Raw genomic sequence first — 23,750 nt, 5'->3', positions numbered from 1 at the left:
TTAGATAGGTATTGTAATTATTTGTCCTGTTTTACTTGTTTCTATTATTTGCTTTGCTCTTGATAATATAGCATGGTGTTATTCTATGTTATTTATCGGGCGTTTTTTGTCAGGAATAAGTGGTGCTAGTTTTGCAACGTATACAGCTTATCTTACTGATATATCTGATGAAAAAAACGTACATGTAATTTTAGGTCTATTGGGCGTTGCATCCTCATTAGGATTTATTTTAGGGTCATTTATTGGTGTTTTTTTTAGGTCAGTTTGATCTGCGTATACTGTTTTATTTCGCTGCTGGTTTTTCACTCATTAATTTTATTTTTTCTTGGGTTATGGTTCCTGAAACTCTTTCTTTATGAAATAAGCGCTTTTTTGATATTAAGCAGGAAAATCCCTTAGGTGCTGTTTGGCAACTGAAGTAATATCCGATGGTTCTTTGGATATTGTTGGTCTTTTTTCTTCATTGGTTTGCGGAATCTATATGGCTTAAGTATTTGGGCATTCATTGCAAAAGAACGCTATGAGTGGAATTCATTTTGCATTAGTTTATATATAGTAGCGTTTTGGGAATAGGTCAATTTACTGTCGTCGCTCTTATTTTGCCTTGTTTTTCTGAACGATGGAGCGATTGGCGTATTACGATAGTGAAGCTTTTGTTTGCATCGGTCGCTATGCTAGGTTATACATTCACAACAAAGGAGTGGATGGTTTTTATATGGTTTGTGCGTGTACAATGCTTGAATATTTTGTTCATGCTCTTATACGTACTATTGCTTCAGTGTAGGTGCCGACAAATGTACAAGGAGCCATGACATCTGTTGTTTCATTAAGTTTAATATTTGATTCTGTTTTTTTATGTGTTTTTCTTTGAGTGTTTTACAGATAAAAATGCACTGTTTTATTTTTTTGGTGCTCTTTTTGTTGAAGGCTTCTTGTCGTTGCAATGGTTATTTTTACCTTGCGCGTAGGTTAATTTGTTGAAGGGGGCTGGTAAGAATATTTTGCTAGAGAATGCAATTTTTTTGTGATATTTGTTTTGCAATATGGGGCTGAATCGTAAAGCTCGTGTTTTTTTTCATTACCCTTCAGTATTCATGAAGCAGTACGTTGAAAAAATGCTCCAGTGTTAGATGCATCAGTGTTGTACGAATAATTTCAAATTTTTGATACTCAAATTGGAAGTAAAATACTGCGTATATTTATTTGCATAATTTCTGGAATCAGAAGCAAATCTCATTTGTGAAGAATATAAAATTATAAAATTGAAAAACCGTTTTTAGCTCTCCTCTTTTCATTCGACGTACCATTTTCAAAATTATTATTTACGCAAATATTTTTTTTAAAGCAGGGATTTATTGCCTTATCTCACACTTTTGTTTATTTCATTTTTTAATAGAAGTGATGCCTCTGAGCCCGAGTAAGAATATTTAGAACTGTATTGTAAATCTAACACTTGTTTTGAGAGGATCGTTTTCAATGGGGCTGTACCAATTTCATGATCATGTCGATGAAAAATGGAAGGGAATAGTTTCTATAAATGGTATAAGATCCACAATACACTTCTCTTTATTTATAAAAGATACATCATCATTTACCTTACCAGTTTTCAATGTTACGACAGCTCTTAGTTAGGCAATAAATATTGAAACTCATCTTGTTTGTGGGGTGTGTAAGCCCGTGATTTTGATTAATACAATCTTAAAAGGAAAGGTATGAGGACGAACAGGAGGAGAGGATGAGAATTTTACGCTATTCAGCATTTTTATTTAAGTTGTAAAATAATGAAAATAATACTTATTCCATAAATTGTCGGTAAAAATACCGTTATGGGTAGGAAAATGATATAATTCGAAGACGAGAAGCAAGAAGGTGAGGCATTTTATTTTAAGATATTTTTTTATAATTCATAATGAGATCAGAAAAATGTTGAAAGAGGTAGTGACTATCTTGTGGTCCCGGAGAAGCTTCGGGATGATATTGAACAGAAAAAACAGGTTTTCCAATGATTCGAATACCACAGTTTGAACCGTCAAAGAGAGAGATATGGGTTTCTTGAACATGTTTTGGTAAAGAGGTAGTATCGACAGCAAAACCGTGATTCATCGATACAATTTCAACTTTTCCACTGTTAAGGTCTTTAACAGGGTGGTTTGCACCATGATGTCCTTGGTGCATTTTTACGGTTTTTGCGCCAACCGTGAGGGCGAGGAGTTGATGACCAAGACATATTCCAAAAATTGGTAAATTATGATCAATCAATGTGTTGATTGTTGGGATGGCATATTGAGCTGTTGCTGCAGGATCTCCTGGCCCATTAGAAAGAAAAACACCATCAGGATTCATTGCCAGAATTTCTTGTGCCGTTGTGTGGGCGGGCACAACAGTGATGCGTGCTTTTTGTGTTGCCATAAGGCGGAGAATATTGCGTTTAATACCATAGTCAATGGCAACGATATGAAGATTGTGCACATTGTTTGTGCTATATCCTTTATTCCAACGCCATGGTTTTTCATCCCATTGCATTGACGATTGAGATGTCACTTCTTTCGTAAGATCAAGATTGACGAGACCATGCCATTTTTGTGCACGTTTTTTTAAAGAAGGAATATCAAAATTTCCATCAGGATTATGCGCAATAACAGCATTTTGCGCACCTTTTTCACGAATAAGGATTGTAAGTGCACGTGTATCAATACCACAAAGTGCAATAATTTTACGGGCTTTAAGCCATTGATGAAGGTTTTCATTGGCACGATAGTTTGAAGGATGTGTAATATCTGCCTTGAAAATAGCCCCAACAGCACCGTGATTGTTGAGAGGTGTAACAGCTTCAATATCTTCACTATTTGCCCCTACATTTCCTATATGAGGAAATGTAAAATTAACGATTTGTTGTGTGTATGATGGGTCTGTGAGGATTTCTTCATAGCCTGTGATGGCGGTATTAAAACATACCTCAGCTTCAGCAATACCTGTCGCACCTGTTCCTTTGCCTTCAATGACGGTTCCATCAGCAAGGACTAAGAGGGCTGTAGGTTTGCTAACACTCCAAGGGCTGTTCGATGAAACTGTTTGTATCATAGTGCTTATCCACAATTTACTTTCTGAAAGGTATAATGGTTAACTTTACACAAAAATCATACCTCTAACAGATGCTGTGTCTATTATTCTAGTCATGTTTCGCTTAAAACAGGAAGTATAAGGATATTCCATGAAGAGGTAAAGTCTTGTTTTTATCTTTTCTAAGATCGAGCTCTCAATTATTTTTTTATCCTCCATTGCAAGATGAATAAAGATTGGTTAAAAGGCATTTCCCGTTTGAACAAAATTGGATAAATTTATGTTGCGTGATCAGATTGATGGGGCTCTTAAGGCTGCTTTGAAAGTGCAGGATAGCGCGCGTCTTGCTACACTTCGTTTAATGAATGCTGCGGTTAGGGATCGTGATATTCTTTATTATGATGAAGGAAAACTAGAAGTCGATGATCAGCAGATACAGTCTGTTTTTACGAAAATGCTTCAACAGCGTGAAGCGTTAATGCGTGTGTATAAAGAATCTGGTTGCTTGGAGTTAGCAGAGAGAGAACAAGCAGAAATAGAAGTTATTCGTGAATTTCTTCCCTATCAGCTTAAAGAGATGGAAGTAGAACAGGTTATTTGTGAAGCTTTGGCACAAACGAAAGCTAAAAAATTACGTGATATCGGTAAGGTAATGGCGTGGCTTAAGGAACGGTATGCAGGGCAAATGAATTTTTCTAAAGTGTGCAATAATCTTCGTAAAAAATTGCAATAGATCTTATCAATTCAAAGGAATTGGACAATGATCTTTTGAAATGAGCCGGTTGTTTTTGGGGGCTTATAGGGCAATAGGACGTTTTTTTCTATCTTACATTTTTCTGTTTTTCAAAGCTGTTACATCATAAAAGAACAAAAAGATTATAGTTTTTTACTTTTAAAAAGATTTATTGTCGTCTTTTGTGATGTTTCAAAGCATCTTTTTGATAAAGAGTTGCTGTTATTTTTTAAGAGTGATGATTATTTAGCAAGAAGTTTAAATGCAGATGGTTTTACCAGTATGGGGAGTATCTGCTTAATTCAAGCGCTGGTTTTCATGATTGTGATAAGGAAGGAAAAACTTTAAAATGCTTTTTTATGAAAAATATTTTTAAGCTGAGATAAAGAAATATTCCGAATAGAAGTCTTTGTTTGTAATTTGTTTTGAAATGGCTTTAAGGATTTTTTGCTCTGATACCTCCCTTAAAACTATGAAAAATCTGTACATTGCGCAAAATAAAATGAGTATCCTCATTGATGGTGGGAGTGCAGTGGTGAGTCTTTTAAAAACAGCTCAGTGAGCAACAATGGCTTCCCCGTTAGCCGCAAACGGGAACGGCGTGCCCATAGCGTTCCTTGTTGGCCAATATGAATGTAATCGCGGGTTAGTTTGTCACTGTTAAATAAATAGTGGCCTAAGGGGATCGTTCCTAAATGCATCAAGGCTTGATTGTGGTGAAGGGTTTCTTGTGGAATGACAGTGCGTCCAAGGAGCCAAGGTTTATTATCACCCATCAATATGACTTCGCGTAACCAATAACGCGCACTTTTGGGAAGATGTTCTGCTTCTTCCTTTAATTTATCTCGTGTAATAAAACATTCGCGTTGTTGTTGAACTTGGAAGCAGGTGCAATATTTTTTTAATCGAAGCGTCATCGAACCCGTTTCCATGAGCCAATCCCGAATGTTTTCTGGTATGGAAGGATTTTGATCAAAGAGCCACTTCAGAGGTGGTAAGATGGAAACTTCAAGATCAGACATCGTTTTACTCCACATCTAAAATCCTATTCCACATGTTATGCTGAGTGCGCTAAAGAGATGGCTTTATTGTAGCACAGACGTATAAAAGCAGCGAGATTTTAATAGGAAAATATCAAATGAAAAATCGAAAGAAAAGATCTTTAAAAGAAGATATGTAAAAATAGGTTATGGAGTATTTTCTACTTTAACATTCGTTTGTAATTGCATAGGAAAAGGGATGAAGAGTAAAGAAAAAATTTTAAGAAGAGTAAAGCCCCTTATATTATATTTTAAAAAGCGGGATACTCAAACCTTTTAGATTAAGATGAAACGGTTATCGTATTTTTTATAATAAAAGTAGCATTATTTAGATAGATTTTAAGTTATATTAATGATTATTAATATCTTTTCATCGTTAAAAATCAATGCACAGAATGTATCATCATTTAAATTTTTTATTCAATGCTTTTGATCCCTTTAATTGATAATAATAAAAATATGGAAAAGGAGGATATCAACTTTATAGCGTTTATTCTTTTATTTTTATCATTTACGCTTACTCCTTATATTTTAAAAATATAAAAGAGCTCTTCGTTTTTTTTAGTAAAAATAGTCTTGTTGATGAAGTGTATAAACGTTAAGTATTACGCGGTAGGATCTTTAATTACCATGATTGGTTTTAGTCGCCTTTGTAGATTGCCATGACAGTGCAATGAGCTGGATTTGCAGGTTTGGTGCCAAGACGCGGTACAAAGTAAGTTCGTATTTTATTAAAATAATGCATACAGCTTTCCGTAATATGCGTAGGCTATAGATATAGAATGGCGTATTATAAAAGTTTTTACCGCTTTTTGTTAGATGTATGATGGTGTATGCTAGAAGTCGTAACTTAAGCACTTCACCATCATACCAAAAATGATATCAATGCGTTACGGGAAAATATTTCAAAATATTCCAATTCTATATTGAACACCCAAAGGTATTTGAATAAATAAATATTTTATGATCGGATTTTTTGTCCTATCCATATAAGAATACAGGCTCCTATAAAACCTGAAATAAGATAACCAAGCCAACCAGCAAAACTTATGCCTAAAAGACTAAAAAGGAAGCTCGCTAAGGCAGCGCCAATAATCCCTAAGATAATGTTTAACAATATTCCTGTTTGGCTTTTCATAATATACTGTGCAGCCCAACCAGCAACCCCGCCGATAATGATCGCTGCGATCCAACCGATATTTGCATTTTCCATTGTACTCTCCTTTGCCTGAATTTAGATTGTAACTAGAGTAAACTTTGTAAAGATCAAGGTTTATTCCCTTTTTACCCAGTGGAAAGGATATTTTGCTGAAGACTTTACTTATTAAGTTTCTCTATATTTAAATAGTATTAATATAATATAGTTATAAATATATTGAGTATGTTTATATATAATAAATTTTATTTATTATACTTTTAAAATAATTGTTTTATACAAAGTTTTTAAATAAAAAATTGTGATTAAAAACAATAAGTCAAATGGATATTTAAATATTTTTAGCTTTCCAATTGATATCAATATTGTTTTTAATGAGATTTAAAAATTTTTTGTTCATACTTTATAAAATACTGTATAAATTCAATCTCTAGAAATATTGATATAAATGTTGCAATTAGGGGGCATTTTGCATTCCTCATCGGATATTTCTTTATTTTCCTACTCCTGTGAAGTGGTCGCTTTTTTCCAAGGTGAATTTAGGCTGGCACGATCATACTTTTGCCATCTCCTTACGCCCCCTCTTTCAAAGCTTCTAAGCTTCATTTTACGACGGTGCTCGTAAAGGGTGATAAATTCATTGAGCATCTCCATCTTTGGGCTTCATAAAAGAGCAAGCCGGTAGTATAACACACTTGTCTCGAATAGTTCTTTGTTCTTAAGACAGTTCATAAGAGGTGTTTTAAGTCTTTTTTTGTATCATCTTATTCCATGCAGAATTATCCACATTTTAATGTGTAAGTGAATGGTTTTGATTGATTTAACAGGGAACGGCTTTGGAATGAAAGGATCTTACAATATCTTGGGGGCTCACTCAATATAAATGAGTAAATTATCATTATAAATCAATCTATTGCTTTATATAAAACACAGCTTTTGCTTTGAAAAGGCGAGACATTCTTTGTTCAAGAGCTTTATTCTACACGAGTTATGGGTCAAACCACTTAAGTACAAGAAAATAATTTTGAGAAATTCATTATGGATAGATTAAAAATGAAAGAAATTTACTCTATTGAAGAGAGTTCATTTAAAACGTCTAAAATACTTATTAAATCAATATATTAAGCAAGATATTTGAAGATTCAAAATTGAATAATTGATGGGGTCTGTTTCTTGTTTGATTTATTTTATAAGTTTAAGATTTTTCTATCTGTTCTTCAGTAGGATTGCATAGGCGCGAACTTTGAAGAAGCCCCTGTTCTTCCAAAATAGGGTAGATCATTGAGGTCAACAGAGAGTTAATTTGTTTAAGATCACGGACAGTATCAAGATGAAGGCTGGATGATTCTACATTTTTGAGATCCCCCTCACGTAAGCGTTTAAAATGTTTTAAACTCATCTCTTTTTCTAAGTTTCGTAGTTGATCTTTTTTTTGGACCAATAGATGGGCAGTGTGAGTATCACGGGAGACGAGAACATTAAATGCGATATGCGCGTTGGCCAGTACAATGGCATGGAAACGAAGGAGATCATTCCAGCCTTCGTTGCTGAACTTTAGATTTTTTTGTTGCTTCTTTTTAACCAGCATCAGCATATTATGAATAATGATATCGCCTGCTTGGTCTAATTTTATACAGGCGCCTAAAAGTTCTTGTGTTTGAAGAGCTTCTTCATCCGATAATTTTTGTCCTGCTAATCGTGCAAGATAAAGTTTGATGGCGATATGTTTTTTGTCCAATATGGTGTTTAGTTGATTGAGCTCAGCAATAATATTGGGATCTGGTTCTTCATAAAGTCCCATGATTTTTTCTAGCATGATGTCTACAAGATCACAAATATGAATAACTTCACGCATGACATTGGAGAGCGCTAGAGCTGGGCGTTCAAGAACGCTATCGTCAAGAGCTGTTTGATCCGATAAATTAAGCGTTTTATCGGTTTGCGTTTTTTTTGTACTCATATGAACGATTTGAGTGGTTAATTTTAAAACCCATTTTGAAAGTGGTATTCCAGCGAGGAGAATGAAAACATTAAAAATGATATGGGCGTTGATCACTTGAGTAGGTGCGTTGTTGCCAAGCCATGTGATGGGAGGTTGAAAAGACAGATATAAGATAAGCACAAGGATTGAACCAGCTCCACGCATGAGTAAATTCCCCAAAGGAACAAGGCGGGTATTCGGAGAAGCATTGCGTGTTAAAAGCGGTGCTATAAGAGAAGAGCCAAAGTTAACACCAAGAACCATGACAACGCAAAGTTGTGTATGGATAAGGTCGTAGTTGGCAAAATTAACCAGTAAAATGATTCCTGCAATGGATGAATGCAAGAGATAGGTTAAAGCCGCAGCTAACAAAAAAGTTGAAACAGAATCGGTTGAAAGGTAACGAATGATGCTCGGCAAAATTTCACTATCCCGCAAAGGTTCTGTCGCTGTACTGATCATTTGTAAAGATAAAATCAAAAGACCAATACCGATGACAATACGTCCTATTTGGCGCCATTCACGTTTTTGTGTTGTCATGAAGATACAAGTACCAATTAAAAGACAAAGGGGCACAACAAGTGTGAGATCGTAGGTGAGAATTTTAACAACGAGTGCTGATCCTAATTCTCCTCCACGTACAGCCATAAGTCCTGCTATTCCAGAGACAAAACCAGATTCAACAAAAGAACCAACGAGAAGCGTTATGGCGGTAGAGCTCTGTAAGATCATCGCTGTAAAAAGCCCAAAACTTACCGCAAACAATGGTTTTGAAATGACGTGGCGCAGGTTATCTTTAAGCTTGTCACCATAGGCACGTTCAATTCCTGTGCGCACCATGCGTGTCGCCCAGAGAAGTAAAGAAACAGCGCCAGCAAGATGAAGGAGTACCAATGAACCATTCATGATACTTTTTCTTTCTCTTTTGTTTATGAATAGGGTTAACTCAAAATTGATAACTTGAAGTTTATTGCTTTTACTTTGCTTTTGCTTTGAATGCTTGATTAAAATCAGAACCGCTTGGATTTTGAAAAACCTTTAGACCAAAACAGTGAAGAATGGAATAAAGATGATCGAAAATATCACCTTGAATTTGTTCATAGTCTAGCCAAACAGTTGTGTTCGTAAAGCAATAGATTTCCAAGGGCAAACCATTTTCTGTAGGGGGCAGTTGTCGGGCCATAAAGGTCATATTGGGGTTGATGTTGAGATGCTGTTGTAGATAAGCAAAAACATAAGCACGAAAAGTTCCAATGTTGGTTAAACGGCGCGTATTGGCTACAACGTCATGATTTTTATCTAATTGAGCGTTCCATTGATCAATTTCTGCTCTTTTTTGCGTGAAATAATTTTCTAATAAATTAAATCGGGAAAGATATTCTTGTTCTTCTTCTGTGAGAAAATGGATACTGGATTGATCAATAAAAAGAGAGCGTTTGATGCGTCTGCCACCTGATTCTTGCATTCCACGCCAATTTTTAAAAGGGTCGGTTACAAGCTTACGGATTGGTACTGAGGTGATGGTGTTGTCGAAATTTTGAACTTTAACAGTATGAAGGGCAATTTCAATAACATCACCATCAGCACCAAGATTGGGAATTTCAATCCAATCACCAACACGAACCATATCGGTGGATGAAATTTGAATACCGGCAACAAGAGAAAGAAGTGTATCTTGAAAAATTAACATGAGAACTGCGGCCATTGCACCAAGACCGGAGAAAAGAATAAGAGGGGAACGGTCAATTAATGTGGCGACCATTAAAACTGCCGCAATCGCAAAAAGTGCAATTTTAGCAATTTGAATATACCCTTTTATTGGTTTTAGTCGGGCTGTTGGCCGTTGTTCGTAAAGGATATTAATGATATTGAGACAGGCAGAAATTGTTAGAACAACGAAAAAGATAATGAAGGCATTGGCAACATTATTGATGACAGTGCTGAATGCATCGGGCAATGTTGGTATAAAATTAACACCGACTGAAAGAATAAAAGCTGAAATGATATTTGCTAGGTATTGAATAGCATTTTTAATATCAGTTGTTGTATTCTTGGGGAGGAGAGAAGAAAGTTTTTTTGCTCCGTGGATGAGTAATTTTCGTCCTACAAAGTTGATTAAAAGGGCAAATATAGTAAGAATAACAAGCCAAGAAATAGCTTCTAACCACGGATATTGAACAAAAAAATCGATCACTTTTACTCTCCATTTCTAAAATTATAGGCAGTTGAGAGATTAAAATTTTACAACTGCTTAAGAGGAAGTCTTGGAATTATGCTCTAAAGTCATTAAATATGCAAAAAAGAATTTTTAAACTCTGTGAGAGATAATGCGTTTCCCGCCTGATTTTCTTAATGAACTGCGTAGCAGACTTCCAATTTCAATAGTGATTGGTCAACGGGTGGACTTTGATCCTCGAAAAAGTAAGCCTTCACGGGGAGATTTTTGGTGTTGTTGTCCATTTCATGGTGAGAAAACGCCCAGTTTTCATTGTGATGATCATAAAGGGCGTTATTATTGTTTTGGTTGTGGGGTCAGCGGAGATATTTTTACCTTCCTGTGCGAGCTTGATGGATTGCATTTTTCAGAAAGTGTCGAGCGTTTGGCTGATTTTGCAGGAATGAAACTCCCTCTTTTGGATCCACAAAGTCATCAACGTCAAATGGAAAAAGCTGACCTTTATGATGTGATGAAGATTGCGACAGATTTTTTTCAATATCATTTACGCGATCAAGAAGGTGCGCAGGCACGTCGTTATCTGGAGGAACGTGGTGTTACGCAAAAACTTATAGAGCGTTTTCGAATTGGTTTTGCACCGGTAAGGCGTACAGCTTTGAAAGAAGCTTTAAGTGCCCGTGGTATCTCAATAAAGCAAATGGAAGAATGTGGACTTCTCACAGGGCATGAGGAGAGGGGGGCTTCTTATGATCGATTTAGAAATCGCATTATGTTTCCTATCGAAGATTTGCGTGGACGTGTGGTGGCTTTCGGAGGGCGCGCGTTAGAAAAAGAGACGCGCGCAAAATATCTTAACAGCCCGGAAACAGTGCTCTTTCATAAAGGAAATATACTTTATAATGCGGCAGCGGCTCGCAAAAATAGTCGCTTTGTTGGCGATGAAAAAATTCATTCACTTCTGGTTGTCGAGGGGTATATGGATGTCATTGCATTGACTAAAGCCGGTTTTGAGGGAGTCGTAGCACCCTTAGGAACAGCATTGACGGAAGCGCAAATTGAGCTTTTATGGCAGATGGGAAAGGAGCCCATTTTGTGTTTTGATGGTGATGCTGCTGGTTTAAAGGCTGCTTTTCGCGTTGCTGATCGGGTATTGCCTCTTTTAAAGGTTGGGGTTTGTGTCTACTTTGTTTTGTTGCCACAAGGAAAAGATCCTGATGAAATTGTTTGTGCTGGTGGTGCGTCCCTTTTTTCTTCTTTTTTGCAAAAAGCCATACCTTTGATTGAGCTTTTATGGTGGCGGGCTACCTATGGAAAGCATTTTGAAACGCCAGAGGCACGAGCGGCGCTTGAAAAACAACTCAAACAACAAATTTTTACGATTAAGGATGAAGATGTCCGTCGTTATTATTTGCAAGATATAAAACAACGTCTTTTTGATTTTTTTCGTCCCTCTTTTTCAAAAAAGAAGGGGGGAGGACGCTATGAACAGGCTTCACCCAATAGGATCTTTAAAGATCAATCCTTTTCTTTGTTAGAAAATTCTGAAATAGTACGAAATTCTTCGCAGGCTATTCCTTTACGTGAAGCTGTGATTTTACTTACTTTAGCTTACTATCCTGAGTTATGGCATGAAAATTTTGAGATTCTCTCTGAGTTAGAATTAAAAAATACACAATTGATGTATTTTCACCAAACGATGTTGGAAATTCTTGGGAATCAACTGCTTCATGATAAAGAAACAATGGTTGCGTTCTTAGAAAAAAGAGGGCAAAAGGCTTTATTAGAGCGTATGAAACATCTTGTGCAAAATATTGGTATGCGTATTATCTTTGCTGGAGCTCCTATAGAAGATGCACGTGCTATATTAAAACAAGCTGTCTACTTGCATCTTCAGGAATACCACCTACATAAGAGGTTACAGGATATTGAAGAACAACTTGTAGAAAATCCTAAGAGTGAGGTTTTTGATCTGCTTCGGGAGATAAAAAATGAGCTGGAGCAGATGCAGGCGACAGAAGCATTAATTGAAGGGTTTGGAAGTTGGTTGGATGAAAAAATAGACGGGAATACACAAGATACGATAAAATGATTCGCTTTTTTAATGCGAATCAGTCACTTAAATTTTAGATGAGGAAGTGTATGTGGAATGACATTTTCATAAAGATGATAATGAAATTTTAGAATGAATTTTAGGAAAAGCGGGAAATTGGTTCTTAACGATAGGGTACAGAGATTATCTCAGAAGGGCTGAGAGGTGTCGGGGAAACTTCTGGAGTTTTCCCGCGTTTTTGTCTGGATGATAAGTTTATCTGGATATTAAGGCATATACAAAATGTATTCTTTCCAATAGTAATCTCTTAAAAGGAAGTATATATGAGAAACTGTTGGTCGATTTAAGTGAGAACAAAAAAGCTGGTCACATGGAAACTATGGTTACATGGAAGCTATGAAGTGATCGAGTGGAGTTTATGGTATGGCAACAAAGGTTAAACAGAAAGATAATACGGAAGTAACAACCCAAGCGAGTTTGGATGGTCCTCTTCTTGATTTTTCTGATGATGCCATCAAGAAAATGATTAAACTTGCCAAAAAAAATGGTTACGTAACGATGGATGAACTTAATGCTGTTCTTCCTTCCGATGAGGTTACGTCCGAACAAATTGAAGATATCTTGGCGATGTTTTCTGAGATGGGGGTTAATGTTGTCGATGATGAGGATGAAGTTGAGTCCGAAAATTATGAAGACGAAGTTACGGTAGAGGGGGGGGATTTAGTAGAGGCCTCTAGCCACGCACTTGCAACGACAACGAATAAACGCGAAGTAACAGATCGTACGGATGATCCGGTGCGTATGTATTTACGTGAGATGGGAGCTGTTGAGCTTCTGTCACGGGAAGGCGAAATTGCCATTGCTAAGCGTATTGAGGCAGGGCGTGAGACAATGATTGCGGGACTTTGTGAGAGCCCTTTAACTTTTCAGGCCCTGATTATCTGGCGTGATGAGTTAAAAGAACAGCGCATTCTTCTTCGTGAAATTATTGATCTTGAAACGACTTATGCTGGTCCAGAAGCAAAACAGGCTCCTGTTATTGAACGAAGTGAAGTTGATAAGATAAAAGAAGAAAAGATGTCTTCTGCTATACGTAATATGGGGGAAAATATAGGAGAAAGAAGCATTGAAGAAGATGATGAAGAAGACGATGATGATGTTAACTTATCCCTTGCAGCAATGGAAAATGAACTTTGTCCTCAAGTTATGGAAACATTGGACTTTATTGCTCAAACCTATGTAAAATTACGCAAATTACAAGATCAGCATGTTGAAAGCAGTTTGGCAGAGCGTAAAGAGGGGGCTCTTACAGCTTCTCAAAAGAAAAAATATATTCAACTAAAGGGTGAGTTGATTCAAGCCGTAAAGTCTCTCTCTTTGAACCAAAATCGTATTGAAGCTTTGGTTGAACAGCTTTATGACATCAATAAGAGATTGATTCATAATGAAGGTAAGCTAAAACGAATTGCGAACAGTTATGGCATTGGCCATGAAGATTTTTTAAAGGAATATCAAGGCCGTGAATTAGATGCGGATTGGATGAATTATATTGCCGCTTTGCCTGCACCGGGTTGGAAAGAATTTTCAATGCGTGAAGCAAAAGAAATTCAAAAACTGCGGAGTGAAATACAAAATCTCGCGCAAGAAACGGCTATTTCTATTGGTGAATTTCGCCGGATTGTGATGCAGGTGCAGAAAGGTGAGCGCGAATCAACCATTGCGAAAAAAGAGATGGTCGAATCTAATTTACGTCTTGTCATTTCAATTGCAAAAAAATACACGAATCGTGGTTTGCAGTTTCTTGACCTTATTCAAGAGGGAAATATCGGTTTGATGAAGGCTGTGGATAAGTTTGAATATCGGCGCGGCTACAAATTTTCAACTTATGCCACATGGTGGATTCGTCAAGCCATTACGCGGTCAATTGCAGATCAGGCACGCACTATTCGTATCCCTGTTCATATGATTGAAACAATTAATAAAATCGTTCGTACTTCACGTCAGATTCTCCATGAAATTGGACGAGAGCCAACACCAGAAGAATTATCTAGCAAGCTTTCTATGCCGTTAGAAAAAGTGAGAAAGGTTCTAAAAATTGCAAAGGAACCTATTTCGCTCGAAACACCTGTTGGTGATGAAGATGATTCTCATTTGGGTGATTTTATCGAGGATAGGAATGCATTATTACCCATTGATGCTGCTATTCAAGCAAACTTACGCGATACGACAACCCGCGTTCTTGCTTCATTAACACCACGCGAAGAACGTGTTTTGCGGATGCGTTTTGGGATAGGGATGAATACAGATCATACTCTAGAAGAAGTAGGACAACAGTTCTCAGTTACAAGAGAACGCATTCGTCAGATTGAAGCAAAGGCACTTCGTAAATTGAAGCATCCTAGCCGCTCACGAAAATTACGCAGTTTTCTCGATTCTTAAATAAAGAAATTGGTGCATTTAAATCATTTTCCCTTTCTTCTTCATAGAGGAGGAGGTTTGTTAATGTGTACTTAGAGATTTTTTGAGAAAAATATGGGAAGACTTCAAATAATCTAGAAAACTTACGATATTTAACGTTTTTTATAGCTTTGAGGTTTTGTACTTCTCTGTTTCAAAAGAATAGATATAAGGCAAAGAGTGGTCATGAAGCAGAGAGGTGAGGGGAGCTTTTAAGAAATGAACGATAAAATATTATCTTGCCTGGAGCGGTTCGTTTTTTCTAAGATGGGATATCTTAAAAATAAATTTACCGTACAGCGTACTGTCTTTTTGATGAGAAAGATGTATTCTTTGTAAGAATTATTCACTTGTTTTTACACAACGCATTTTACTCCTTGTCAGTTTACAAAGGGATTTTTCAATGGGTTATATTCATTTATATGCGCTATTTTTTGAATATGCCTTTTTCTTCAGATCAATTTTAAGAAAATTGTATGAAGTAAGCATTGAGCTGAATCTTTTTAAGAGACAGAAATCAATAAAATTATAGAAATTAAACTTCTAATTTTTTTTATTAATCGTTTTAATTAAAAAGGTGTGTCTGAGTTTATGAGTAGAGAACTTCCTTTTTGGAAAGTAAAAAAATTAGAAGAACTTTCCTTTTCTGAGTGGGAAAGCCTTTGTGATGGCTGTGGTCGTTGTTGTCTCCATAAAGTTGAGGATGATGATACGGGCGATCTATATGTGACTAGTATTGCTTGTCGTCTTTTAGATGGGGAAACTTGCCAGTGTCGAGACTATGTTCATCGTAAATCAATTGTACCAGATTGTATATCGTTAGATATTACAACAGTTAAAACGGCGCGTTGGCTTCCAAGAAGTTGTGCTTATAAATTAATTCATGAAGGAAAAGATCTCCCATGGTGGCATCCATTGATATCAGGAGATTGTCAGACGGTGCATAACGCACACATTTCTGCACGTGGATACATAGAGATCTACGAAGATGAATTGTCATCTGAAGAAGATTACCTTACTCATATTACTGGTCTCCTATGCGAAGGCCAGTAATATGAGCGTTTTATACAATGGTTGGTGATTTAATCGATCGCAAAGACGACAGTGACACTCACATTATAATTTAATTCACCCCCGGCAAAATTTGTATCTGCGTAGCTTGCATCTGCTGCTCTACTCATGAGACGCGGGGTTGGACGATAGTAATCATCTTTTTCATTGATTTCAATAATTTTTCCTAATTTTAAATCAGCCGCTTTTGCTATTGTTTGCGCTTTTTCAATGGCTTCAGTAATGGCTTTTTTACGTGCTTCTTGATAAAATGGCTTTGTATCTGCGTTGGTAAAAGTGATGCCATTCACTGAATTAACTCCCAAGGCCATTGCTTGGTCAAAGATTTTACCAGCATTGTTAAGATCACGAATGCGTACAGTTAAAGAATTTGAAACGTGATAGAGTTTTTCATTATTCTTTTTTTCGTGGGACGACTGATAAATAGATAAACCTGATGTTTGTAAATCATTGGCTTGGATGCCATTATTTTTAAAAGCTTTTATAATATCGTTGACTGATTGATTATTGGACGCTAATGCTTTCTGAGCTGTTTTATCATGGGTGACAACGGCGAGATTAATAATTGCCATATCCGGTGCAGCTTGACTCTCTCCCACTGCGGTCACTGTAATCGTTGCATCTCTTTTATTTTCTTCAGCATAAGCACGTACAATAGTCAACGAAGTGGCTAAGAGTGTGAATATTAATATAGCTATTTTAACCAAAGAACTCTTCAATGGTTGAATTTTCTTTTCTATCATATCTATTCCTTTACATTTGTTATGACTACTCTCTCATTTTTGAGAGTTCTTGTAAAGAAATTAGGGCATTAGAAAAAAAACCAATAGAAAAGAGAAAAAGATGGGTTATAATCCACGTCAGCTCTTGTATCATAGAGCATTTTAGTTTAGAGAGAGACCACCTATATGGGGCCTGTAGCTCAATTGGTTAGAGCCAGCGGCTCATAACCGCTTGGTTGGGGGTTCGAGTCCCTCCGGGCCCACCAATAGGGGATTGTCCAATAGGAAAATGAATACTTAGTGAAAGTTTGAAGATGCTCCTTTGCTTCGTTTTTTGATTTATTTCTCCGTTTGTTCTTGATTGTTTTGTCATTTTTTGTTGCAGTGTTTTTCTATAAATCATTTTAATATATAGAATGATGATATATTTTTCAGTCTCATCAAAAAAATGCTTTCATTTGCAACATTGGGGAAATTTGGATTAATTTGATGTGTGTTTCTGCTTACACTCTTAATTCATATACTGTTTTTTACTTTATTCTGTGAGATGTTTTTCATAAAGTAGGAGTTTAACCTCTTCATGAGGTGAGTTTGTCTATGCTTGTTCTGCAAATGACAGGATCGAATAAAATCAAAGCTAAACATTGTGTTTGTTCATAGCAAATGTCGCGGAAAACGGTGAGTGTCAATCCACTTTCTTTGAATGATCTCTACCTTTTGGGATGTTTGAATAACATCTTCTGCCGCATGCTCAAATTGTTATTGAACTCAGAAAATCTTTTTTGACCTTATTCTCATAAGGAATCGTCCGTATTTTGGTAAATCTTCCATTTTTTTATATTAATTATGAAAAGAGTTTTCTCTTTTCTGCAAAATGACTAACAAGGAAAGTAATTTTTTGTTGGGAAAGTACACTTTTTTTCAAAGATCATAATTTTTTATTTACGTGAGAGAATTTCTTCCTTGTTGTAAATCTATATACAATTTACGTATGGAGATCATAGGTGATGATTCATTTTATTTTTTAAACATCGCCATTTTTATTCATGATAGAGAATTAGTATTTAAAGAGTGTTTTTAGAGGGAGATTGCTTTGTAAATGCATTACAGGGTTTTAGGGATCGTGACTGTTTATAAGGACTTATTCCTATAACATTGTTATATTCTTATTTTGTAATATTGTTTAAAAAACATAGATGGTTCTATGTAGAATAAGATTATGGTATATTTTTCTTTTGAAATAAGCTTTTTCGTATTCTCTTATAAAGAGTTCAGGGATATTTTCACATTAATTTGTTATTGGTCCGAATCATAGGATTTTCGTAATATTATTTGCGTTGTTGATAGGTCGTACCAATTTTCATAAGAAAGTTTGGATCGAGCGATGCTTTCTTTTTCACCATGGTACATAACTCATAGAATTTTATCTTATTTTATAAAATAAGTTTGTACACAATTGCTTCCATACTGCCTATTGCAAATATTTTTTTCTAAGGTATGAGATATATTTAAACGCTTTAGCGTTATATTGTTTGACAATATGGAGTGTGACTATGAAGAGTGATGAAAAATTTGAGGCGACTTTATCGGATATTATTGTTAAATGGGAGTCTTTATCAACCTCTCAAAAGCAAGCAATATTGGATAGAGTAGAAAATTCTACAACTGCTTCTCATTCAACAGAACATTTAAAGCCTCAATCTTCTTTTTATCTCCAGACGAAATCAAAGCTATAAGTTTTAAGTCTTCATCGGAGATGTTGAAGCCAGTTATGACATATATGGCGCTAGCATTTCCGAGTGTATTTAGAATAGCCATCAGTTTATCGACTGAAGGTCTCTTGCCTCCTTTTATCATTTGTTGGACATAGTTTTGTCCACATCCTGCTGCTCTGCTTATTTCGATCATTGTCCGTCCGTCACTTTTTATCAATTCAATTAAGCGTTGGAACCAATCTTTTTCAGTCTTTGTCATTTTTAGACCTTTACACATTTACGCTATAGCGTTAATATTGCGTCGCGAATCCATAATATATGATACAAGGAGCGTGAAAATATCCATGCGTAGCTCTTCGCTAATGAAGCATATAGAGTTGTTTTTAACTAATAACAAAATGTCCCCATACACTTTTAGATTCGAATCAATAAAAATGGTTCCTTAGTTCCACGGTTGTGAAGAAATCAGCGCGTATACCAGAAACGGTAATACGCATGCGTGTTTTCATAAGATTTCGCTGTGATAGTATACGTAGCAGCATTATAAATCAAGATATACCCCAACATCAGCATTTGTAAAAATTCTGTGTTAAGTCGGTATGTGAGCATATGATGAAGCTTTACAGCCTTAAGATATAAAATCGTGATTATAGAAAAAACATAAATTCATAAGTTTAAAATGCTCATTTCTCTTTTATTGTAATAAATTAGGTCACTATCAGATGGTACGTCGTATGTATGTGTTAAAAAACTTTGGAAATATCAAAAAAAGTGATTTTGCTATTTTTATAGAACATAAAAATAATTTGGGGCACGAAGATGGTTGTGTGGGGAATAGAATACACGCAACCAATACTCCTATGAAGATGGGGGTACTTTTGATGATACGACAGTTTATAATAAAATCTGTGTTTATGACAATGCGCTAATATATGATCGTCTAAGGTGGTCAAGAATTTGCATGTTTATGAGGGGGGGGGAGAATTTTTTGTCATTTGAATATGAGTGGAGAGGTATATGTTTATACTAACGTAGTCGTTTTGGGTTAAATTTTGAATGCTTAATATCTCAATATATTGAAGTTTGTAGAGATACTCGTGATTATAGAAAGGCTCGTGTTTATAATAATGTTTTGGTTTGTGGTGATGTAAAAATTTGTGGGAAGGTACAACTTTACAGAAAAGCTGTGTTTTGTGACGCTGAAGATTTTTGTAATAATGAAAAAATTTTCACATACATCCATATTCCATACAGCGAAAAGAGGAAGATAGGGACATTTCAAAGAAGGCGTGTATTGGTTTTATCACATTATTCGTTTTGTTAGGAGTTCCTTATTTTTTATATTTTGGATCAGTAAATATGTCGCAAGTAATTGGTGAGAGCGTGTGGATTTAGCCGCTTTCAGAGTGTTTTTTTGCGTCATTTATCAATGTTTTAATGGAGAAAATAGGAATTCCGAGGGCGATTATTCGCACTTGGAATATGTGGTTTATTGCCTTCTTTTTTGATGGAGGATGAATCAAAACAAATTGCTTAAGATGATCACTTGAGCGGTAATGAGAGGAGATCAAAATGAGTGTAAACGAAATTTTATTGGGAGCAATGATTGTTGTTTTGTTGTTCAGTGGAGTTATATTTCGGTTTTCTTTATATTATCGCAGTCAAATTAAAGCTCTAAAAGAGGAATCCAGAAGGATAAAGCATGAGTTTTTGAGGGATTCTATGAAGATGACTGAAGAACGAGATAGAACTCTTAGAGAGCAAAATATGGTGATTAAAAGACGAGATAAAGCAATTGAAAAACTAAAAAAACAAATTAGGCAATATGAAGAAAATGAAAAAAAATATCAAAAAGTGCTTAAATCTGAAGATAATAAAAGCTAATCATATTCATATTTTGCATCCAATTTATCCATTAAAGGATTTTTAGATGCGTTAGAAAGATTAGAAATAATAAGAAAGAGACATGACTTTCATAAAGTTTATAATGATGCTTATAGAGAGGTTGTCTTGGAAAAGAATATTCAAGGTTACTCTGATCAATAATTTATAAAATCGTTAAAGTTTATAGAAAGGTAATCGTTGGCGACAAAATAAAATTTATGATACTGTCCCAGTTTATAGCTATGCTAGAGCATTAAAAAGGGGATCTATACGGTCCGGCTATTGTTATATTATGTAGAAAACAATTTTGCGTATTCTTCTTAGGTTTTAGGTATAATGTTGCGATAGTTTCAAGGAATAGGCATAAAAAATTGCATGATAATAAAAAGAAAGAGATATTTTATTTTTATGATGATGAAGGGATAAGTCAGTTATGATAATTCGATATAAAATAGAACGATAAATGCAAACGATATTGACAGCTAGGAAAGCACTTACATTCCCAATTTATAATCTATTTTCTCTTCATGGACGTTGTTCTATGAAGAAATGCAGGGCTTGTGGAATTTTTCGCTTGATAGATGCTATAAAAATTCAATTATATCTGAATATAATACACACTCTACAAACATTTAATTGTTACGCACACGTACTAAAAATAATGCAAAAAACTTCTTTATTGAGAAAAAATCAGTCACCTCTCATTCATTACAAAAATGTAACCAGCAATCTCATTATACAAATTAAACTCTTAACCTTAATGGTAAAGAATGTTAAGACTGCAGTTCTTTAATAAGAGCTTTATGGGTAATTTCTTTGATTTGCTCAATATTCATTAAGATATCTTGTTTTGTTGGATATCCTTTACTCGAAAAAGCAATTTTTTGTGCATCTCCTGAGATCAAACGCCAATACCACTGATTGTGAACACCTTGAAACACCTCAAAATACATGTTTCTAACCTCATAAAATAGCTGATAATTTTCAGGATGAATACTCAACTAACCCATTTACAAATACTAATGTATGTCTCTATAGGAAGTCGTCAATATATTCCCCTTAAATTTTTTGACCTTTAAAAATAATTTCTATGAGAGCTATTATTCTTCTAACAAGAAAAAATTTCTTGTCAATAAGATATGAATAAGAATTTTATACTATAAAATTATTTTTCTAAGTTAATGACAATATATGTTTATTTACAATACAAATATTTTTCTTTTACAAAAATAAATTTTATAGAGCGCAAAAACTTCCACCAGGATGGATAGAGGAAAGATACTTGTCTCCATGCTGGTGGCGCTTAATCACTTCTTGTTTTTTTGAAGTAGACGTTTATTGATTAGCAATAACTTCTTTTTGGGATACGCTTCGAATGAGTAAATCAATGAATAAGCTAAGGGTATAAGAATTAGCCATTTTGGCTTTCATGTCGATCAGAGAGGTTGCAGTTTTAGGGTTAAGGCCATTTGATAAACCTTGTCTTGATAAATATTGCTGCAATTTTTCATAAGAGCTATCGATTTTTTCTTGATTTATTTTTTCATTACGATCACACTTGGTAAGTGTTTCTTCTAACCCCTCAATTTTTTTTATAAAATAATTCCAGTCAAAATCACCTTTTGTATATTCGGAGTCAAACATTTTTCCTTGTCCGGTTAAAAGCCAATTAATGTTGACACCATATAGCGTGCGATATGTTTGTAAGACACTAAGATTGGGTTCTCTCTCTCCACGCTCATAAAAAGCAATGGAATTTTTTGTCATACTAAAACTTTTAGCTAAGGTTTCACGTGATGGATCGCCTAAAGCAAGACGTACATAACGTAAACGTTTTCCAAATATGGTTTTTGATTCAGTTTCAGGACGTGCCACGAATTATCTCCCTCAGTAAATCATCATGGTATAAATCATTAAATAATAAAAGCACACTATGTATTAATATTCTATGACACAATGTCAATATTTATCGTTTTAATTTTTCTTTATTTTTTTGTTTTAATGGATAAAAAATACTCTCCCAACTCTCTTGTGTTGACGATTAACATTCATTTCAAAACAAAATTCTTTGTTTACTGCATTTGTCTTTTACTTTTTTGAGAAAATTTCCATGTAACTTTACCATATATATTCTATACACCTCTGTATTAAGAGATGCAACTTTAAAGAAATACAAGCTTTTGATTTGTATTATGTGTGTTCTGTAGGTGAATTAGAAAATAAACTTTGAGGAATGATCATGTCCCTATTACGCTATTTTGGTTTTGCTTTTTTTTTCACCATTATTGGTGTTTTTTTAGGAGGGGTTATCGGTTGGTTTGAAACGGAAAGCATTACTGGTTTTTTTAGATATTTTTTTATTTGCTGTGTTTTAGGGGTTTTGGAAATTTCTTTATCCTTTGATAATTCTATTATTAATGCACGTGTTCTTAGTAAAATGAATCCGTTATGGCGTCGTCGTTTTCTTATATGGGGTATTTTGATTGCTGTATTTGGGATGCGGATTGTTTTCCCGTTGTTAGTAGTTGTCGTGGCTGTTGGGATTAATCCAATTGCGGCAGTTAAATTAGCAATAGGGGAACCACATCGATATGCCGAAGTTTTAACCAATGCGCATATGGGAATTGCCGCTTTTGGAGGAACTTTCCTTATGATGGTTGGCTTAAAATATTTTTTTGATTCTGAAAAAGAGGTACATTGGCTTGATGTTATAGAGAAAGCTGCTCAAAAGTTTGGAGCACTTGTTGGAATGGATATTGCAATTGTTTTGATTTTGATCTTATTCGTATCAGGGCAGATTGGGGCGGAAGATAAAGTCACTTTTTTATTGGCAGCCCTTTATGGACTTTTAACTTTTATAGCTGTTGAAGCTGCCGGTCATTTTTTGGATGCTTCTAAGAAAACTTTGACGACAGTAGCTCAAGGGGGACTCGGGGCATTTCTTTATTTAGAAGTTCTCGATGCGAGTTTTTCTTTCGATGGTGTGGTTGGTGCTTTTGCTTTTTCACACAATCTCTTTATTATCGCAATTGGTCTTGGGATTGGTGCATTTTACGTTCGTTCTATGACAATTATGTTGGTCGAATCAGGTACATTGTTGCATTATCGTTATTTGGAGCATGGTGCTTTTTATGCAATTTTAGTTCTTGCCGTGATTATGTATCTGCAAACGATTATATCGGTTCCTGAAGTCTTAACAGGACTTGTGGGAGTCTGTATTATTGGAATGGCATTGTATTCTTCGCTTCGTTTTAAACGTCGTCAATTGGATAAACATGTTGCGTCTTAACTAATAAAACTTCTATTTTTTTCATAATTTTGTTTATCGCATATTCGTAATAGAATTAATAGAAGAGATCTTTCGTGCAAAACAAAATGCCATTGTCTTTCTTACTTAGTGGAGTCCTTATTTTAAAGTTGAATCTATGACATGCTTCTTCCCGTGAAGGGATAATGTAAAATCTCTTGGATAGATTGGACTTAAATAAAAGGTGCAAACGGGCATTATTATTTTTTATCCGCTTTAAGGACGTCGACAGCTCTTGTATTTAACGATGTATAAGAGGCATTTTTACTGCTTTCTTGAATGATTGTTATTTTCATATTGATCCCATTTGTGACGTGTAAGAGAATAGTTCATTCATTATAAATTAGGTTTGAAATGAGAGAATCTTATCCTATTCTAGGTTTCTCACTTAATATGAA

17 protein-coding genes and 1 tRNA gene are annotated in these 23,750 nt (G+C 35.2%); 9 read left to right on the top strand and 9 right to left on the bottom strand.

Annotated features, from left to right (window positions below):
* The first annotated feature begins 4 nt into the window (after positions 1 to 4).
* Complete coding sequence (locus PVV65_RS10000) at positions 5 to 268, top strand: MFS transporter (protein ID WP_404978390.1); 264 nt, start codon at positions 5 to 7, stop codon at positions 266 to 268.
* Positions 269 to 1,884: 1,616 nt separating this feature from the next.
* Here the strand turns inward: PVV65_RS10000 and carA are convergent.
* A complete protein-coding gene (gene carA, locus PVV65_RS03735; RefSeq protein WP_273755079.1) occupies positions 1,885 to 3,081 on the bottom strand; it encodes a glutamine-hydrolyzing carbamoyl-phosphate synthase small subunit in 1,197 nt (398 codons plus the stop codon).
* Positions 3,082 to 3,340: 259 nt separating this feature from the next.
* Here carA and PVV65_RS03730 point away from each other — a divergent pair, with 259 nt between their 5' ends.
* Complete coding sequence (locus PVV65_RS03730) at positions 3,341 to 3,793, top strand: GatB/YqeY domain-containing protein (RefSeq protein ID WP_273789267.1); 453 nt, start codon at positions 3,341 to 3,343, stop codon at positions 3,791 to 3,793.
* A 512-nt stretch (positions 3,794 to 4,305) separates the two neighbouring features.
* Here the strand turns inward: PVV65_RS03730 and ubiC are convergent.
* From ubiC to PVV65_RS03710, 4 genes are all read right to left on the bottom strand, one after another.
* The gene (gene ubiC, locus PVV65_RS03725) at positions 4,306 to 4,815 is read right to left on the bottom strand and encodes a chorismate lyase (protein ID WP_273789266.1); all 510 of its coding nucleotides are present in this window, start codon (positions 4,813 to 4,815) and stop codon (positions 4,306 to 4,308) included.
* A gap of 979 nt (positions 4,816 to 5,794) precedes the next feature.
* On the bottom strand, positions 5,795 to 6,046 hold the full coding sequence (locus tag PVV65_RS03720; protein ID WP_273755083.1) for a GlsB/YeaQ/YmgE family stress response membrane protein: 252 nt from the start codon (positions 6,044 to 6,046) through the stop codon (positions 5,795 to 5,797).
* Positions 6,047 to 7,184: 1,138 nt separating this feature from the next.
* On the bottom strand, positions 7,185 to 8,876 hold the full coding sequence (locus tag PVV65_RS03715; protein ID WP_273789265.1) for a Na/Pi cotransporter family protein: 1,692 nt from the start codon (positions 8,874 to 8,876) through the stop codon (positions 7,185 to 7,187).
* A gap of 70 nt (positions 8,877 to 8,946) precedes the next feature.
* A complete protein-coding gene (locus PVV65_RS03710) occupies positions 8,947 to 10,164 on the bottom strand; it encodes a mechanosensitive ion channel family protein (protein WP_273789264.1) in 1,218 nt (405 codons plus the stop codon).
* 133 nt (positions 10,165 to 10,297) lie between these two features.
* On the opposite strand from PVV65_RS03710, the gene dnaG reads away from it, so the two are divergent.
* The 3 genes from dnaG (at position 10,298) to PVV65_RS03695 (ending at position 15,706) form a co-directional block, all read left to right on the top strand.
* A complete protein-coding gene (gene dnaG / locus PVV65_RS03705) occupies positions 10,298 to 12,235 on the top strand; it encodes a DNA primase (RefSeq protein WP_273789263.1) in 1,938 nt (645 codons plus the stop codon).
* A gap of 384 nt (positions 12,236 to 12,619) precedes the next feature.
* On the top strand, positions 12,620 to 14,635 hold the full coding sequence (rpoD, locus tag PVV65_RS03700; RefSeq protein WP_273789262.1) for an RNA polymerase sigma factor RpoD: 2,016 nt from the start codon (positions 12,620 to 12,622) through the stop codon (positions 14,633 to 14,635).
* 609 nt (positions 14,636 to 15,244) lie between these two features.
* A complete protein-coding gene (locus PVV65_RS03695; protein ID WP_273789261.1) occupies positions 15,245 to 15,706 on the top strand; it encodes a YcgN family cysteine cluster protein in 462 nt (153 codons plus the stop codon).
* A 29-nt stretch (positions 15,707 to 15,735) separates the two neighbouring features.
* On the opposite strand, the gene PVV65_RS03690 is transcribed toward PVV65_RS03695, so the two are convergent.
* The gene (locus PVV65_RS03690; protein ID WP_273789260.1) at positions 15,736 to 16,467 is read right to left on the bottom strand and encodes an SIMPL domain-containing protein; all 732 of its coding nucleotides are present in this window, start codon (positions 16,465 to 16,467) and stop codon (positions 15,736 to 15,738) included.
* Positions 16,468 to 16,635: 168 nt separating this feature from the next.
* Here PVV65_RS03690 and PVV65_RS03685 point away from each other — a divergent pair.
* Both PVV65_RS03685 and PVV65_RS03680 read left to right on the top strand, forming a co-directional pair.
* Positions 16,636 to 16,712, top strand: a tRNA-Ile gene (locus PVV65_RS03685).
* 1,287 nt (positions 16,713 to 17,999) lie between these two features.
* A complete protein-coding gene (locus PVV65_RS03680) occupies positions 18,000 to 18,182 on the top strand; it encodes a hypothetical protein (protein ID WP_120122556.1) in 183 nt (60 codons plus the stop codon).
* Here PVV65_RS03680 and PVV65_RS03675 read toward each other — a convergent pair.
* Positions 18,106 to 18,420, bottom strand: a complete 315-nt coding sequence (locus PVV65_RS03675) for a helix-turn-helix domain-containing protein (RefSeq protein ID WP_005773173.1) — start codon at positions 18,418 to 18,420, stop codon at positions 18,106 to 18,108. The two genes, PVV65_RS03680 and PVV65_RS03675, sit on opposite strands and share 77 nt — an antisense overlap.
* A gap of 1,313 nt (positions 18,421 to 19,733) precedes the next feature.
* Here PVV65_RS03675 and PVV65_RS03670 point away from each other — a divergent pair.
* A complete protein-coding gene (locus tag PVV65_RS03670; protein WP_273755091.1) occupies positions 19,734 to 20,045 on the top strand; it encodes a hypothetical protein in 312 nt (103 codons plus the stop codon).
* 773 nt (positions 20,046 to 20,818) lie between these two features.
* Here the strand turns inward: PVV65_RS03670 and PVV65_RS03665 are convergent.
* Positions 20,819 to 20,998 (bottom strand): YegP family protein, encoded by a 180-nt coding sequence (locus PVV65_RS03665; RefSeq protein WP_139413477.1) that lies wholly within the window; start codon positions 20,996 to 20,998, stop codon positions 20,819 to 20,821.
* Positions 20,999 to 21,380: 382 nt separating this feature from the next.
* Positions 21,381 to 21,920: a helix-turn-helix transcriptional regulator gene (locus PVV65_RS03660; protein ID WP_273789259.1), complete on the bottom strand. Its 540-nt coding sequence runs from the start codon at positions 21,918 to 21,920 to the stop codon at positions 21,381 to 21,383.
* Between the two features lie 364 nt (positions 21,921 to 22,284).
* On the opposite strand from PVV65_RS03660, the gene PVV65_RS03655 reads away from it, so the two are divergent.
* Positions 22,285 to 23,334 carry a DUF475 domain-containing protein gene (locus PVV65_RS03655; protein WP_273789258.1) on the top strand — a complete coding sequence of 350 codons (1,050 nt, stop codon included), beginning with the start codon at positions 22,285 to 22,287 and terminating at the stop codon, positions 23,332 to 23,334.
* Positions 23,335 to 23,750 lie beyond the last annotated feature (416 nt).

The organism is Bartonella sp. ML70XJBT (assembly GCF_028618425.1).
Taxonomy (GTDB): Bacteria; Pseudomonadota; Alphaproteobacteria; order Rhizobiales; family Rhizobiaceae; genus Bartonella.
This window is presented reverse-complemented; position numbering and strand designations above follow the sequence as displayed.

What these genes read in the sequence shown, in the direction of transcription:
- dnaG (WP_273789263.1), top strand. Translation starts at nt 10,298, where the DNA reads ATGCGTTTCCCGCCTGATTTTCTTAATGAACTGCGTAGCAGACTTCCA.
- PVV65_RS03670 (WP_273755091.1), top strand. Translation starts at nt 19,734, where the DNA reads ATGAGTGTAAACGAAATTTTATTGGGAGCAATGATTGTTGTTTTGTTG.
- PVV65_RS03680 (WP_120122556.1), top strand. Translation starts at nt 18,000, where the DNA reads ATGAAGAGTGATGAAAAATTTGAGGCGACTTTATCGGATATTATTGTT.
- PVV65_RS03695 (WP_273789261.1), top strand. Translation starts at nt 15,245, where the DNA reads ATGAGTAGAGAACTTCCTTTTTGGAAAGTAAAAAAATTAGAAGAACTT.
- PVV65_RS03675 (WP_005773173.1), bottom strand. Translation starts at nt 18,420, where the DNA reads ATGACAAAGACTGAAAAAGATTGGTTCCAACGCTTAATTGAATTGATA.
- ubiC (WP_273789266.1), bottom strand. Translation starts at nt 4,815, where the DNA reads ATGTCTGATCTTGAAGTTTCCATCTTACCACCTCTGAAGTGGCTCTTT.
- rpoD (WP_273789262.1), top strand. Translation starts at nt 12,620, where the DNA reads ATGGCAACAAAGGTTAAACAGAAAGATAATACGGAAGTAACAACCCAA.
- PVV65_RS03665 (WP_139413477.1), bottom strand. Translation starts at nt 20,998, where the DNA reads ATGTATTTTGAGGTGTTTCAAGGTGTTCACAATCAGTGGTATTGGCGT.
- carA (WP_273755079.1), bottom strand. Translation starts at nt 3,081, where the DNA reads ATGATACAAACAGTTTCATCGAACAGCCCTTGGAGTGTTAGCAAACCT.
- PVV65_RS03720 (WP_273755083.1), bottom strand. Translation starts at nt 6,046, where the DNA reads ATGGAAAATGCAAATATCGGTTGGATCGCAGCGATCATTATCGGCGGG.
- PVV65_RS03715 (WP_273789265.1), bottom strand. Translation starts at nt 8,876, where the DNA reads ATGAATGGTTCATTGGTACTCCTTCATCTTGCTGGCGCTGTTTCTTTA.
- PVV65_RS03690 (WP_273789260.1), bottom strand. Translation starts at nt 16,467, where the DNA reads ATGATAGAAAAGAAAATTCAACCATTGAAGAGTTCTTTGGTTAAAATA.
- PVV65_RS03655 (WP_273789258.1), top strand. Translation starts at nt 22,285, where the DNA reads ATGTCCCTATTACGCTATTTTGGTTTTGCTTTTTTTTTCACCATTATT.
- PVV65_RS03730 (WP_273789267.1), top strand. Translation starts at nt 3,341, where the DNA reads ATGTTGCGTGATCAGATTGATGGGGCTCTTAAGGCTGCTTTGAAAGTG.